The sequence below is a fragment of the Brevibacterium salitolerans genome (genome assembly GCF_039531405.1).
Classification (GTDB): Bacteria; Actinomycetota; Actinomycetes; order Actinomycetales; family Brevibacteriaceae; genus Brevibacterium; species Brevibacterium salitolerans.
Genome location: NZ_BAAAPZ010000005.1, coordinates 65,621 through 81,139 on the forward strand (window position 1 = coordinate 65,621; position 15,519 = coordinate 81,139).

8 protein-coding genes are annotated in these 15,519 nt (G+C 72.0%); 4 read left to right on the top strand and 4 right to left on the bottom strand.

From position 1 onward, the window contains the following. Window positions 1-25 precede the first annotated feature (25 nt). Window positions 26-1,534, top strand: coding sequence for a hypothetical protein (locus tag ABD240_RS07860; RefSeq protein WP_344336771.1), 1,509 nt, complete (start codon window positions 26-28; stop codon window positions 1,532-1,534). 46 nt (window positions 1,535-1,580) lie between these two features. On the opposite strand, the gene ABD240_RS07865 is transcribed toward ABD240_RS07860, so the two are convergent. From ABD240_RS07865 to ABD240_RS07875, 3 genes are all read right to left on the bottom strand, one after another. After that, window positions 1,581-2,189, bottom strand: coding sequence for a hypothetical protein (locus ABD240_RS07865; protein ID WP_344336773.1), 609 nt, complete (start codon window positions 2,187-2,189; stop codon window positions 1,581-1,583). Window positions 2,190-2,265: 76 nt separating this feature from the next. Then, complete coding sequence (locus tag ABD240_RS07870; protein ID WP_344336775.1) at window positions 2,266-3,459, bottom strand: macrolide family glycosyltransferase; 1,194 nt, start codon at window positions 3,457-3,459, stop codon at window positions 2,266-2,268. Window positions 3,460-3,582: 123 nt separating this feature from the next. Beyond that, window positions 3,583-7,239 (bottom strand): proline dehydrogenase family protein, encoded by a 3,657-nt coding sequence (locus ABD240_RS07875; protein WP_344336777.1) that lies wholly within the window; start codon window positions 7,237-7,239, stop codon window positions 3,583-3,585. Between the two features lie 216 nt (window positions 7,240-7,455). On the opposite strand from ABD240_RS07875, the gene ABD240_RS07880 reads away from it, so the two are divergent. Continuing rightward, window positions 7,456-9,150 (top strand): FCD domain-containing protein, encoded by a 1,695-nt coding sequence (locus ABD240_RS07880; protein WP_344336779.1) that lies wholly within the window; start codon window positions 7,456-7,458, stop codon window positions 9,148-9,150. 322 nt (window positions 9,151-9,472) lie between these two features. Next, on the top strand, window positions 9,473-11,587 hold the full coding sequence (locus tag ABD240_RS07885; RefSeq protein ID WP_291798510.1) for an AMP-binding protein: 2,115 nt from the start codon (window positions 9,473-9,475) through the stop codon (window positions 11,585-11,587). A gap of 257 nt (window positions 11,588-11,844) precedes the next feature. On the opposite strand, the gene ABD240_RS07890 is transcribed toward ABD240_RS07885, so the two are convergent. Next, a complete protein-coding gene (locus ABD240_RS07890) occupies window positions 11,845-13,485 on the bottom strand; it encodes a hypothetical protein (RefSeq protein WP_344336781.1) in 1,641 nt (546 codons plus the stop codon). A 277-nt stretch (window positions 13,486-13,762) separates the two neighbouring features. Here ABD240_RS07890 and ABD240_RS07895 point away from each other — a divergent pair, with 277 nt between their 5' ends. After that, the gene (locus tag ABD240_RS07895; protein WP_291797136.1) at window positions 13,763-15,238 is read left to right on the top strand and encodes a malate:quinone oxidoreductase; all 1,476 of its coding nucleotides are present in this window, start codon (window positions 13,763-13,765) and stop codon (window positions 15,236-15,238) included. Window positions 15,239-15,519: the final 281 nt, after the last annotated feature.

The following is a 15,519-nucleotide window of genomic DNA, read 5'->3' on the forward strand; positions in this document are numbered from 1 at the left end:
CGCGTCTCGTTCCCTCGGCACCGCGGTGGTCGCCGTCCTCCTCGCAGGCGGGCTCGCGGCCTGCGGGAGTGAGGACGCGGAGGTCGTCCTCCGCACGGACGGGAAGGGAGTCTCCTCCCTGGCGGGGGACGATCCCGCTGCGGCGACGGCAGCCGCCTCCGCACTGGCCTACGAGTCCGCGGACGTCGCGGTGCTGGGTGCGGAGTCGGACTCCTGGGCGGTGTCGCAGAAGACCGCCGAGGTGGGGGCACCCGGTCTGCTGACCGGCGCCGGCGGGGCGCCGGCAGCGGACGCCGCCGCCGGAGACGAGGGCGCCTCGGGCGATGCCGAGGCGGACGACGCCGTGTCCGAGGAGCTGGACCGGCTGGGTGTGGAGACCGTCTTCGTCCCCGCCGGCAGCGAGACCCCCGCCGCCGCGGGGGACCGCGCCGTCGTCACCTTCAACCCGGAGACGCTCGAGGCGGAGGAGGGCGACGCCCCGGAGGTCAGCCGGCAGGGGGACGCCGCGAACGCCTCCCTCTTCCTGGACCGGGGCAGCGACCGCACCCCTGCGCAGGAGGTCGCCGAGGCCACCGTGGAGGCCGCGGACGGCACCGCGACCCAGCTGCCCGAGGGCGATCCCCGCGCCACGGCGGAGACCGTCGAGGCGGCGAAGGCGTCCGAGTCCGCCGGCGTCCTGGCCTTGGGCGAGTCGTTCGCGGACCGGTTCGAGTCCCGGCTGGAGACGGCGCGCACCGCCCCCGAACTGCCCGGCGGCGGCCAGTCCCTGTTCCCCGGCCGGCGGATGGTCGCCGCCTACGGCTCCCCGGGCATCCCCTCCCTCGGCATCCTCGGCGAACAGGACCTCGATGCGACTGTGGACCGGGTGCAGGAGCTCGCGGCCGAGTACGAGGACGTCTCCGCGGAACCCGTCGTCCCGGCCATGGAGATCATCACGACCGTGGCCTCGGGCCAGGCGGGTGCGGACGGGAACTACTCGGCGGAGCTCGACCCGGAGACGCTGAAGCCGTGGGTCGAGCGGGCCGCGGAGGAGGGGATCTACGTGGTCCTCGACCTGCAGCCGGGCACCTCGAGCTTCCCGGAGCAGGCGAAGCTGTACGAGGACCTGCTCCGCGAGCCGCACGTGGGCCTGGCCCTCGACTCGGAGTGGCGGCTGGAGGGCGGTCAGCGGCATCTGGAGCAGATCGGCTCCGTGGACGCGGCCGAGGTGAACGAGACGGCGCAGTGGCTGGCGGATCTCACGGCGGAGGCCGGGCTGCCGCAGAAGGCGTTCGTTCTGCATCAGTTCTCCGCCTCGATGATCACGGACCGTGAGGACATCGACGCCTCCCGCGACGAGCTCGCGATGCTCCTCCACGCGGACGGCCACGGCACCCCGGACCTCAAGCTGGAGACGTGGAACGCCCTCCAGCGGGATCTGCCCGCGGGCGTCCGGATGGCGTGGAAGAACTTCTACGACGAGGACACGCCCATGTTCACCCCGGAGCAGACCCTCGAGCTGGACCCGGCGCCGTGGTTCGTCTCGTATCAGTGAGCATGAGCGCCGAGGGGCGATGCGGCGGGTCCGCGTGCCGGTCCCGTCAGCGGCGCCCGGCACGTGCCGCGGGCGGCTCCGCGCCTCGGCCTCGGCGGCGGAACCGCGCCCAGTGGCCTGCCACCGTCGCAGCCACCGCCAGCGGCCAGAGGAGGAACGGGAGGTAGCAGGCGAACAGGAGGGCCCTGTGCCCGCCGCCCATGCCCTCGTCCGGGGTCCACCCGTCCGTGATCCCCAGCCATGAGTGCACGAAGGCGAACAGCAGGAGGCCGATGATCCAGAGGAGCGCTGCGGCTCCCGCAGAGCCGAGGACGCCGGGCAGCAGGGGCGGGATCCGCCGGCCCCGCAGGCCCGGCACCCACTGCGGCACGGTCTCGCTCCAGCCGCAGATGAGGCCGAAGGTGAGCACAGCGGCGAGCACCTGTGCCGCGTCCAGTGCCAGCACGTAGGCGACCGTCCCCGCGGTGGACCGGTAGAAGTCCGCGAGCCCGAGGCCCACGTCCGCCCCGGAGAGCATCGCCACCCGCCAGAGGACGGAGAGGAGCGGGAGGAGGAGCGCGGCCCAGCCCGCGAACCGCATCCAGCCGGGGACCGGACCCAGGCGCGGGGGCTGCTGCCGGGGCGGGGACGAGGATGACCGCGGTGTCGTGTCCATGCTCCGAACGGTACGAGCGGACCGGCCGGGCGGCGAGGGGGAAAGCCCCCGCATGGCAGGAGGGACCCCGCCCACGTCACACGGCGCGGGCGGCGGCCTCGACGGCATCGGCGGCGGCCTCGGCCCCACCTGAGGCCCGGGTCCGCTCCTGCATCCATGCGCACCGCGCGGCGACTTCCGGGTCCGCATGCACGGATTCGACGAGCGACCAGAACCGCTCCGCGTCGAGGGAGTCCGGATCCAGTGTCCGGCCCAGCCCCAGCTCCGCGATCCGGTCGGCGTTGGCCCGCTGCTCAGCCATCTGCGGAACGGCGACGAGCGGCACTCCGGCCGCCATCCCCTCGACGGTCCCGCCCATCCCCGCGTGGGTGACGAAGACGGCGGCGTGCTCGAGCACGGAGAGCTGCGGCACCTGCGCCCGGGCCTCGACGTTCGCGGGCAGCGTGCCCAGATCGGCGGGGTCCATGCGGTCTCCGATCGACATGACCACGTGCCACGGCCGCCCGGCGGCGGACTGCGCGATCATCCGGAAGAAGTCGGGTCTGTCGTGGTAGGCCGTGCCGAGAGAGACCAGCAGGACGGGCTTCGCCGCCGCGGGCGGGTTCCACTCGCCCTGGTGGGTGCGGTCGGTCAGCACGGGACCCACGAACGTGTATCCGGCACCGAACGTGTCACCGGCGGGCTGGAACTCCCGGGGCAGCGTGACGATGCGGTCGTGCGAGTCCATGCCCTGCATGAAGCGGCCCACCCCGTGCATTCCGCGGGAGCGCAGGAACCGCCGCAGGCGCCAGAGGAAGCGCAGGAAGACGGGGTCGAGGGGGTTGAGGCGGATGTAGCGCTGCATGTTCCAGTGCCGATTGCTCACGAAGTTGGGCCAGGTCTCCACGGTGGGCACCTGCCACATGTGGCCCACCACCCGGCCCCACCAGGCCACGGGTCCGTCGTGGACGAGGACGTCCGGCGGTGAGAGGCGGTTGCGGGCACGCAGCGCGTCGAACTGACCGGCCATGTGCACGGTCTCCGCCAGTGCGAGCTCCGAGGCCCGGGCGAACGCGCGGCCGTGGAACTGCGGTCCGGAGCGCTCCGGGGAGTTCAGCCAGCTCGAATGCAGCGGCACGAATTCCGCCCCGGTCTCCGTGATCGCCTCCCGGAACGGCTCCGGAGCCGCATAGACGACAGAGTGGCCCCGGGTCACGAGCTCCTGGGCGATTCCGAGCGTCGGGTTCACGTGGCCGTGCCCCAGGGGGCCCGTGAACAGGATGCGTGCCATGAGGGACCTCCCGGGGACGAGCGGATCGAGTGCGGCGTCTTCCCCTGGGAGTATCCCAGACGTCAGGCCGAGGCGGGCACTCCCTGGGTGAGGACTGTGGCAGGGAGTGCCCGCGTGAGCCGCTCAGGCGCGCTGCATGAGCCTGTCCGCGAGCTCGTTGAACTCACGGTTGGGCGTGCCGAACCGGTGCGTGGTCATCGAGATCGCCTGTTCGTGCACGTGGTACCGCAGCTCCACCGCGCCCGAGGCGGTGGGCACCTGGTCCAGCACCGCCACCTCGGGGCGTCCCACGGCGGCATCGAGCAGCGCCTCCTCAACGGTGCCCAGGACGCGGATGCGGGCACCCGTGGTGTCGTCGTACTCACGGGCCGTCACGCGGGAGGCGAAGGTCTCCGCGTCCTCCACCGTCACGGAGGAGGCAGCGGCGGCCAGGGAGGCCTCGGCTCCGGGAGCCGCGCTCCAGCGCAGCGGGGCGTCCGCGGTCGCGGCGGCGTGGGCGACGCGCTCGGCGAGCTCCGGGGCGACCGGCTCCGTGACGCGGACGGTGACGGCGCGCGGCAGCACGCGGAAGATGTTCGCCTCGGTGGTGAGCCCGGTGGGATCCGCGGGAGCGCCCATCTCCGCCCAGGCGCGGCGGTCCGACTCCTGCGCCCGTGCGAGCCAGGCCGCGTCCGGCTGCTGCGCTCCTGCGGAGTCCGCGTCCTTCCAGGTGCCGAACTGCTTGAGGTAGTGCGGCCCGCCCGCCTTGGAGCCCAGGCCCACGCTCGAGAGCTTCCAGCCGCCGAAAGGCTGACGCCGCACGATGGCGCCGGTGATGCCGCGATTGATGTAGGCGTTGCCGGCCTCGACCCGGTTGACCCACGTCTCGGCCTCCGCGACGTCGAGGGTGTGGATGCCGGCGGTGAGGCCGAAGTCCACGGCGTTCTGGATCTCGATGGCCTCGTCCAGGCTCTCCGCCCGGATGATGCCGAGAACGGGGCCGAACGCCTCCGTGAGGTGGAACCAGGAGCCGGGCTTCACACCGGTGCGGATGCCGGGGCTCCAGAGCCGGCCGGTGGCGTCGAGCTGACGGGGCTCGAGCAGCCAGGACTCGCCCGGCTCCAGCTGCGTGAGCGCCCGGCGCAGCTTGTCCGAGGGCTCCACCGTGAGCGGGCCCATCGTCGCGGAGCGGTGATGCGTGCGCTCGGCGCCCTCCGGTCCGCCGGCCGGCCAGCCCACGATGAGGGACTTCGCGGCGTCGACCAGCTGGTTCTCGAACCGTGCCGAATCCGCGGTGGAGCCCACGAGGATCGCCAGCGAGGCTGCGGAGCACTTCTGGCCCGCGTGGCCGAAGGCCGAGTGCACGAGGTCCGCCACCGCGAGATCCCGGTCCGCGGACGGGGTGACGATGAGCGCGTTCTTGCCGGAGGTCTCGGCGGCGATCTGCGCGTCCTTGCGGAAGGAACGGAAGAGGGAGGCCGTCTCCGAGGCGCCGGTGAGGATCACGCGGTCCACGTCCGGGTGCCCCACGAGCGCCCGTCCGATCTCGTTCTCCGCCGGCTTCACCAGCCGCACGACCTCCGCAGGGACTCCTGCCTGGTGCAGGCACTCGATGATGAGCGCGGAGCAGCGGGGCGTGGGTGCCGAGGGCTTGTGGATCGCGGCGGCGCCCACGGCCAGTGCGGCGACGGTGGAGCCGGTGGGGATCGCGACGGGGAAGTTCCAGGGCGGGGTCACGAGGACCACGGAGTCGGGGACGAACTCGACGCCGTCCGCGGCCTCGATCGCGGGGATGTCCTGGGCCCGCTGCGCGTAGTAGCGGAGGAAGTCGATGGCCTCGGAGACCTCCGGGTCCGCCTGGTCCGGGGTCTTGCCGGCCTCCTCGGCCATCACCGCGAGGAAGTCGCCGCGGCGGGCGGCGAAGATCTCCGCGGCGCGGTGGAGGACACGGCCGCGGTGCTGGGCGCCGGCGGCGCGCCAGGACTGCGCGGCCTCACGGGCGTCCGCGACCAGCGCATCGACGTCCGCCGCCGAGGTCAGTGCCTCCGGCACGATCTCCGCGTCCTTCACCTCCGCCATGTGGGCGGCGTGCCAGGCGCGGTTGGCGGCGAGGGCGGGATCCGTGTCCGGCTCGTTGGCGAAGTCCGCCGGGAGGGCTGGGAGTGTTTCGGCACCTGCGTCTGCGGGAGATGCGTCTGGGGCACCTGCGAGGAGGGCTGGGAGTGTTTCGGCACCTGCGTCTGCGGGAGATGCGTCTGGGGCACCTGCGAGGAGGGCTGGGAGTTCAGCTTCCTCCGCTGCACGGTTCTGCGTGCGGCGCGGGGCCGGCGGGGTGTCGCCGTCGGCGGCCACCTGTGCGCAGAGGGAGTCCAGCGCCTCGCGGAAGCGTCCCTCCTCGCGCCTGAAGATGTGGTTGCCGTTGGCGAGCTCCGTGATGCCGGACATGAAGTTCTCATTCGCGGAGTTCTCCTCCAGCCGGCGCACCAGGTAGGACACGGCGGCGTCGAAGTGCTCCGGGTGCACGGCCGGCACGTAGAGGCGGATGTCTCCCACGTCCCGGCTGATGACGGCGGCCTGTGCCCGCGCCATGCCCTGGAGCATCTCGAACTCCAGCGAGGTGGACACCCCGCGGGCAGCGGCGAGTTCGTGTGCGAAGGCGATGTCGAAGATGTTGTGGCTGGCCACACCCATGCGCAGGCCCTCGAGGTGCTCGCTGCGCAGCACCCAGTCGAGGACGCGCTTGTAGTTGGCGTCCGTCTCGACCTTGCTCGGCCACACCGTCACCGGCCAGCCGGCGGCCTCGGCGTGGACCTTCTCCATGGGCAGGTTGGCGCCCTTGACGAGGCGGATCTTGATGCCGGCGTGGCCGCGGGCGGAGCGCTCGGCGGCGAAGGCGGAGAGCCGCTGGACCGCGGCGAGCGCATCCGGCAGGTAGGCCTGGATGACGATGCCGGCCTCGTAGTCCTTCAGCTCCGGCTCGCTCAGCAGCCTGGTGAAGACCTCGATGGTGAGGTCAAGGTCCTGGTACTCCTCCATGTCGAGGTTGACGAAGGCGGTGCCGGCCGGCTGCGAGGCCGCCGAACGCAGGAGCGGGCGCAGGCGGTTGCAGACCATCTCGACGCTCTCCTCGAACGCCCACAGGTCGATCTGCGAGCACATGGAGGAGACCTTGATGGAGACGTAGTCCACGTCGTCGCGGAGGATGAGGCGCTCCACCTCCTCCGTGTGGTGGCGGGCCTCCTCCTCGCCGAGGACGGCCTCGCCCAGGAGGTTGACGTTGAGCTTGGAGCCGTTCTTCCGCAGTGCGGAGACGGCACGGCCGAACTGTGCCGGGCGGGCGTCGACGATCATGTGGCCGAGCATCTGGCGCATGCGCGCACGTGCGGCGGGCACCACCACGCGAGGCAGCACGCCGCCCAGCGCGGCGCCGGCCCCGATCTGCAGACGGTCCAGGGCGGAGAGGGACTGCGGGGTGTGCTTGGCGACATCGGCCAGTGCGGCGGCGGCCGCGGCGGGGTCCTCCGTGCGGATGACGCGGTCCACGAATCCCACGGCGAAGCCCACGCCGTCCGGATCGGAGAGGATCGCGGCGAGGCGATCCGCGCCCGGATCCGGCTCCTCCTGGGAGGTGGCGAGACGCAGCCAGCGGCGGGCGGTCTCGACGGCCGCCTCGGCGGTCGTGCGCAGCTCCGCGACGCGCGTGTCCGCATCCGGGGCGGTGCTCCTGCGGTCCGCGGACTGCCGGCCGGCGCTCTGCCGGCCTGTGGACTGCTGGTCCGGGGTGTTCTGCACGGCGGTCATGCTCATCTCCTCACGGGGTCTGCGTCCGGGGCGCACGGCAGCGATCCCGGCTGTGCCGCGCTGTCGCGGGGGCGTCTCTGCCTGCGCTCCGTCCTGGTGCCTGCGCTGTGTCCTTGCGGCTGCGCTGCGTTCTCTTCACTTCAGTGTGGACCTGGGGAGGGTCCGGGGCGAAGGGGTGCGGACGCTTCTGCGCGGGATCTGAGTCATAATTCGGGTATGGCCACTCCACCCACCGGCAGACCGCGCGGCCGGCCCCGCATCCAGGAGGCCGCCGACCGCGTGGTGGCGAGCGTGCTCGCCGAGGCCGGCGCGCGCATCGACTCCTCCGCCTGGTCGTCGCGGGCACTGGCCGAACGCACCGGGCTCTCGCAGACGGCGGTCGCGCGTGCCGTGCGCCGGTTGGCGGGGGAAGCTGTGGGAGGCGGTGCGGTGGGAGGTGCTGCCGCGAGCGGCGGCACGGGAGGAGCGCGGACCATGCGGATCGCGCGCTTCGTGATCGGACTGGAACCCCGTGCTGTGCAGGAGGGGCCGGTGGGTCTCGTCTGCCAGGTCGACTTCCAGCCGGTGTCCACGTTGGGGCACGCCCGTTCCTCGGTGCCCGAGGGTGCGCCGGGGGAAGGCCGCATGCCGCCGTCCGAGCACGGCCCGGTGCCTCTGCCGGAGCGCTCGTCTGTGCGTTCGCCGGCACGGCACCAGAGGCGCAGGGCGGCCGTGCTGGGGGCGCTGCTCACCGCCGGTGTGCGGGTGCCGGAGGAGCTGCCCGGGCAGCTCGCGGACTGTGCAGAGGTCCCGGTGGAGCTGCTGGAGGCGCTGAGCGCACACGTGGCCGCGGGAGAGACCGAGTTCCTCTGGAGTGCGAGGAACGTGGACCCCCTTTCTGACTCACAGAATTTCGACGTGGGTGACGGGGTGCAGGGACGTGCCCGGACCGCGGAGCCGGCGGGCGGGCGGAGCCCCGGCACAGGAGACCGCGCCGCCGCGGGACGCCCAGGCTGCACCGCAGGGCACCGCGCTTCCGCGGCAGGAGCCGGTGCCTCCGTGGCTGGAGCGGAGCGTGCTCCAGATGCCCGTCCCGGGGGAGGCGATGGGCGCGGTGGAGACACGGCGCGCGACGATCACGACAGGCGCGACAGCCACGACAGGCACGACAGCCACGCCGGAATCGGCGGAGACGTGACGCGCGGCAGGGGCGGCAGGGGACCCGCTCGCGTCGCCCGCCAGCGGACGTGGCTGCCCCGGGCCGGCACCTCGGCGACGGAGCAGCTCGCCGTGCGCCTGCGCGATGCGATCATCGACACCGGTCTGCGGCCGGGAGACAGGCTGAGCGCGGCGCGGACGGCGGCCATGCTGGAGGTGCCCCGAGCACAGGCGGCCGAGGTGCTCCGGCGGATGGTCGACGACGAGATCCTCGACGGCTCCGCCGGGGACGTGCGCATCCCCGCGGCCTCCGCCGACGACGTCATCGAGCTCTACGCCGCCCGCATGCTGCTGGGCGATGTCCTGCTCCGCGCCGCCGCGCACCGGCCGCGCCGGTACCTGCTGCCGGTGCGGCGGGCCTTGGACGCGGTGGCCCAGGGAGCGGCGTCCGGGGCCCATGTGGATGATGCGGACCTGCGGTTCCAGCAGGAGTGGGCACGAGCCTCGGGCCTGGAGCAGACGGTGCGCCTGTTCGAGTCCTCGACGGTGCGGGTGCGCATGCTCATCGCCGTGCTGCGCCTCGACTATGCGCGTACGGCGACGAGCATCCTCCGCGACGACCGTGCGATCCTCACCGCCCTGGCCTCCGGGGACGCACCGGCCGCAGTGCGCGCATGGCATCGGAAGATCGACGCCGCGGTGAGGCACATGCACGGACGCGCGCGGAACACGGCGTTCGACGTGGAGCTGTGGGGGCGCCTCACCGGGCTGTGAACCGGCGCGGGACTGGGCTGCGTACCGGCAGGGCCCGGACCGCAGGCTCGTGGCGGGGGCTCCACCGCACCGGTGCGGTGGAACCCCCGGGATGTCGGCAGGGCCCGGGTGTCGGTCCAGCCGCCCACATATATGTGGGCGGCTGGACCGGTATGCGGTGTGGCCTGAGCTGAGCTGAGCTGTGGGGCGCGGCCTGTGCCGGGGATACAGGAACGTCTACGGCTCCTCGGACGTGGGCACGGTGCCCTCGGCGGAGGCGATGCATAGGATGAGGGCGGCAGCAGAGCCGCTGATCCGTCGTCCCGAGCAAGGAAGCCCACCGATGACCGACTCCTCCGTCCTCTTCACCCCCGACCCGGCAGACGTGAAGGCTTCGCAGCTGTGCGCGTTCCAGCGGCGCATGGGACGTGAGCACGGGGCTCCGCAGGGTTCCTACCAGGAGTTCTGGCAGTGGACGATCGACGAGCTCGATCTGTTCTGGGAGGAGGTCATCGCCGAGGCCGGTGTGGTCTGGGAACGGAACGGCGCGCCGGTGCGCGAGGGAGACACCATGCCGGAGGTGCGCTGGTTCCCCGGAGCGCGGATCAACTACGCGGAGAACCTGCTGCGCTGGTCAGCGGAGTTCGGTGACGCGCCCGCAGTCGTGGGCAGGCACGAGGACGACCGCCGGGAGGTTCTCACCTGGAACGAGTTGCGCGGCCAGGTGGGAGCTCTCGCCGCTCAGCTGCGGGCCTGGGGGATCCGGCCCGGCGACCGCGTCTGCGCGGTGCTCCCCAATCTCCCGCAGACGGTCGTGGCCCTGCTCGCCACCGCAACCGTGGGCGCGATCTGGTCGGTGGTGAATACGGACTTCGGCCCACGCGGTGTGGCCGAGCGCTTCGCGCAGATCGAGCCGAGTGTTCTCCTCACCGCCGATTCCGTGCTCTTCAAGGGCGAGGAACAGGACCTGCGGGCGGCTCTGCCGGAACTGCTCGAGGTGCTCCCGACCGTCACCAGGCACATCCTCGTGGATCAGACTCGTCCGGCGCGGACGGGAGGGGAGCAACCCGGCGCGGAGCCCGCGGATGCGGGGCGGTCGGATGCGGGTGGCGGCGCGGAGGAAGGCAGCGGGGTGGGCGCGGCACCGGTCGCCGGCGACGACCCTGCGCGTGTCCGTTCCGCAGACGGACGCGAGGTGGAGTCCCTCCGCTTCTCCCAGGTGGTGGCCCGGCAGCAGGAACCGGAGTTCGAGCGGGTGGAGTTCTCCCACCCGCTGTGGGTCCTCTACTCCTCCGGCACCACCGGACGACCCAAGGGGATCGTCCACGGGCACGGGGGCGTGACGGTCGAGGCCAACCGGGCCAACCTCCTGCAGTACGACGCAAGGCCCGGGGACGTGCAGTACTCGGCCGTCGCCACGACGTGGGTGGTGTGGAATCTGCTCGTCAACGCGATGTCCCGCGGCGTCACCATCGTCACCTACGACGGCGCGCCCTTCGCCGGCGGTCCGCACCGTCAGTTCGAACTGCTGGCGTCCGAACGCGCCACCTCCTTCGGCACGGGAGCCGCAGTGCTCTCCACGGCTCATCGACTGGGCTACTCGCCCAAGGACGACTACGACCTCTCCTCCCTGCGCACCATCCTCTCCACCGGGTCGCCGCTGCCGGATCCCACTTGGGACTGGGTCTACGAGCACCTCAGCCCCACGGTGAAGCTCGGCTCCGACTCCGGCGGCACGGACATCGCGAGCGGCTTCATCGGCTCCAATCCCACCGCTGCCGTGGTCCGCGGCCATCTGCAGGGGCCGTACCTCGGTGTCGCCGCGGATTCGTGGGGGCCGGACGGCACACCGCTCACCGACGAGCTCGGCGAGTTCGTGGTGACCGCGCCCATGCCGTCCATGCCGGTGTTCTTCTGGGGAGACAAGGACGGTTCCCGCTACCGGGAGGCGTACTTCGACGTGTTCCCCGGAGTGTGGCGTCACGGGGACTGGGTCACCCGCTTCTCCGACGGCAGCTATGTGATCCACGGCCGCTCCGATTCCACGATCAATCGCGGCGGGATCCGCATGGGTTCCGCCGACATCACCAATGCGGTCGACAGGGTGGAGGGCGTGGCCGCCTCGATGGTGGTCGGCGCGGAGCTGGCCGGCGGCGACTACTACCTGCCGCTCTTCGTGGTCCCTGCGCCGGGGCAGAGCCTCGACGACGATCTGCGCGAGCGGATCGTCGCGGCGATCCGGAGGGACGTGTCGCCCAGGTACGTCCCGGACGAGATCATCGAGGCACCGGGCGTTCCGCTGACACGGACGGGCAAGCTGCTGGAGATTCCCGTCAAGCGCCTGCTTCAGGGGGCGGATCCGGCGAAGGCCAACCGCGCCACCGCCGCAGATGCCGCCGTCCTCGACTGGTACATCGATTTCGCGACCGCGAAGGCGGGGACGGCCACCGGAGCCTGAGACCGGCAGGCTCCGGACTGAGAGCGTGCCTGCGGGCTTCCGTTCCGTTGGCGGGCCGACGACGTTCCTCGGCTGCCCTTCCGTTGCCGGGCCGGTGACGTTCCCCGGCTGCCGATCAGTTCTCTGCTCGGCGGAGCTCCTGGACCGCTGACCTGCTTCCGGGCCGCGGGCTCGTTCCCGACCCGGCAGCGCTCCGAGTTCCGGCAACGCTCCGGGCTCGGGTCCGCCCGGCCCCTCGGCCTCATCCAGCTCTGGTCTCAGCGTCGCCGGGTGAGTGCGATCGTGACACCGCCGGCCCCGATGAGGCAGAGCCCGAGGCCCAGTGCGAGGTATGTGCTCGCCCCGGTCCGAGGGAGCGACGCGGGCACCTCCTGTGAGGCGCCTGTGTCCGTCCGACCGTCTTCAGCGCCGTTCTCAGAACCGCCGCGAGGTGCCTCGGGAGCCGGGGCATCCTCCGGCTCCTCCGCGGGCGGGCCCGAACCGGGCGGCGTGGTCTCCGGAGGCGCGGTCTCCTGCTCCTCGGGCGCTTCCTCCGGCGGCTCCGTCTCCGCCGGGGGTTCGCTGGGGCCGGGCTCGTCAGGCCGGGGTGCGGGCGGTTCCGAGGGCACGGGCGGCTCCGAAGGTGTGGGCGGCGCGCTCTCCGACTCCTCCGGCTGCGGCACATCCGGGGTGCTCGGCTCGGGTGAGGGCGGCGGCGTCCGCTCCGGCACGGGCGTCTCCTCCGGTTCCTTCGGTGTGGGTGTCTCCTCCGGTGTGGGTTCCGGTGAGACGGTGGGCACCTCTGCGGTGAACGTCGGCACGGGGGCAGGCGTGGACGGTGCGAAGACGGCCTCGGCGGTGCCTGCTGCGCGGGTGGGCGCGCCCGCGGTCACCACGGACTGCACGCGTTCGGTGCCCTTCCCCTCGGGGCGGTGGAGACGGAGCGTGGTCGCCGGGAGCTCACGGGCCTCCGCGGACACGGTGACCGTCCCGGCCTCCAGGTCCGTGAGTTCCACGACCGTGGGCGCGTCCCCCGTGGTGAGATGCGTGTCAGCGGGGGCGGCGCCCTCCGTGTCGAGGTCCACCCTGTGACCGCTGAGATGCTCCCCTGCCGCGCTGAGCAGGGAGACCGTTGCCGTGCCGGTGGACTCCCCGCCCTCCGGCAGCCCGATCTCCACCGTCAGGGTGTACGGGCCCGCGGCCGCCGCGGCCTCCTTCTCGATGCTGCGGTAGGAGTCGGCGGCACCGCGGAAGTCGCTGCCCAGCTCACGCGGATGACGCGGGGAGATCGCATGGCGGTGCGGGATCTCGGCGTCGAACTTCACCAGTGCGGAGAGCGCCGCCTGGACGTCCGGGGAGTCGGAGGTGTGATGCTCCGAGACCGCCCAGGCCGTCTCCGGAGAGGTGAGCACCGCCGCCGGTGCCGCTGTGGGGAAGTGCTCGGGCCGCGGAGTGCGGAGGCCGGCGTCGACGCAGTAGGCGAAGCCGCCGGGGAAGGTCCGGTACGCGCCGTACCAGGTCTTCCCCTCCTTCGTCTCGTGCCACATGCCCGGGCCCAGGACGGACGCCGCACCTGTCAGCCGAGGTGCGGACTCCTCCGAGGCCGTGAGCGCAGACGACAGGATCGGGCCGTCGGCACCCGCCGAGACCGGACCCCCGCGCTCGGACCCTGCAGCGGCGCTCGCGCCGGCCTCGGTCCCCGTCGCCCCGGACGACTTCGCAGACGACGCTTCGACGGCCGGGCCCGCGGCAGCGGCCTGAGCGGCAGCCGCCTGTGCTGTTCCCAGGGGAGCGGCACCCAGCAGCGCCAGGGCCGCCAGTGCGCTCACGGCGGTGCGGGTGCCGGCCCCGGTCTCCCGCGGGAGGCGGCGGTGGGCGGATCTCTGTGTGCGCTCGGCGGCGCTGCTCTGTGCGGTCATGCGGCCATTCCAGTGCGGGACGGTCGCCGCAGGAACCCCTCTGCGCTTCCTGTGGATGGCGGCCTCGGCGTCCACAGGATCAGGTGCGCAGAGTGAGTGTTCCGGGAGTGCCGGTTGTGACCGCGGGTGCGCATCTCCGGCATTGTGCGCGGCACCTGCGTTTTCACCTCAGGGGAGGGGCAGGAGTAGAGTCGAAGCGTTGTGCGCAGCGCCGGTGAGGCTGCGCGCCAGGTGCGATATCCACAGATCGCGAACGCGACGAACAGACGAGGTTTCGATGACGTACACCAAGGAGAACGCCGACGTAGTGCTGATCGGCGGCGGCATCATGAGCGCGACCCTGGGCTCGCTGCTCGTCGATCTGCAGCCGGACTGGGACATCCGTGTCTACGAGAAGCTCGACTACGTCGCCCGCGAGAGCTCGCAGGCGTGGAACAACGCAGGCACCGGCCACGCAGCGCTCTGTGAGCTCAACTACTCGCCGGAAGACGCGAACGGCGACATCGACATCACTAAGGCTGTGAACATCAACGAGCAGTTCCACCAGTCGCGCCAGTACTGGTCGTTCCTCGTGAAGGAGGGCGTCCTCGACGACCCCACGACCTTCATCAACCAGGTTCCCCACATCTCCTACGGTCGCGGCGAGAAGGGGAAGCGGTACATCCGCAATCGCTACGAGACCATGGTGAAGAACCCGCTCTTCGCGGACATGGAGTACACGGACGACCAGGCGACGCAGGCCGAATGGCTGCCGCTCATGTTCGAGAACCGCGGACCGGGCCAGGTCAACGCCGTGTCCAAGGTGGAGAAGGGCACGGACGTGGACTTCGGTTCGCTCAGCCGCCAGCTCCTCACGCACATGGACAGCAAGGGCGTGCAGGTCCGCACCGGCCACACCGTCACGGACCTCGAGCGCTCCGCGGACGGCTGGAAGGTCACCGTCAAGGACCTCCAGTCGCACGAGACCTTCGAGGTCAACGCCCGCTTCGTGTTCATCGGCGCCGGCGGCGGTGCCCTGCAGCTCCTGCAGAAGTCCGGGATCGCGGAGGGACGCGGCTACGGCGGCTTCCCCATCTCCGGCATGTTCCTCAAGACGAGCGACCCGGACCTCGTGGCACGCCACCACGCCAAGGTCTACGGCCAGGCCGCCGTGGGCGCGCCGCCCATGTCCGTGCCCCACCTGGACACGCGCGTGATCGACGGCAACCAGCACCTCCTGTTCGGTCCCTATGCGGGCTTCTCGCCCAAGTTCCTCAAGCAGGGCAGGTTCACGGACCTGCCGTTCAGCGTGCGCGGCAGCAACCTGCCCACCATGCTCAACGTCGCCAAGGACAACTTCGACCTCGTCACCTACCTGCTGGGCGAGCTCGCGGCGACGAAGAAGCAGCGCTTCGCCGCGCTCGAGGACTTCACTCCCGAGGTCGACCCCTCCAAGTGGGAGCTCATCACCGCCGGCCAGCGCGTGCAGACGATGAAGAAGGACGGGAACAAGGGCGGCGTGCTCGCCTTCGGCACCGAGGTCGTCTCCGCCGCCGACGGCTCCATCGCAGCGCTGCTGGGCGCTTCCCCGGGCGCCTCCACCGCCGTGCCGATCATGCTGGGCCTCCTGCAGCGCTGCTTCCCGCAGCAGTACACCGGCTGGGAGTCCCGGCTCAAGGACATGGTCCCCTCGCTGGGCCGCAAGCTCCATGAGGATCCGGCCCTGCTCAAGGAGATCTCCGAGTACACGGCAGGCACCCTCCAGATCGGCTGATCCGCGGTCTCACCGCGTATGTCGTGCGGCTTCACCGCGTGCGGTGCGCTGCACCGGTCCTCCGCCCCCGTGAGCGTCGTGCTCACGGGGGCGTCGCCGTCCTCGGGCGGGAAGGCGGCACCGTACGCGGCGGCCGGTGATGCCGCGGAGCTCCGCTGGGGCAGGGAATGATGCAGGACTGTCACGGAGTTCAGGGCGAGCGGAGAGGCGGCTTCCGTAGACTGGTGCGCGGATGACCAGCCGGTGGGCGGATCCGGCGCGGAGCGCCCGTCCACCGCCGG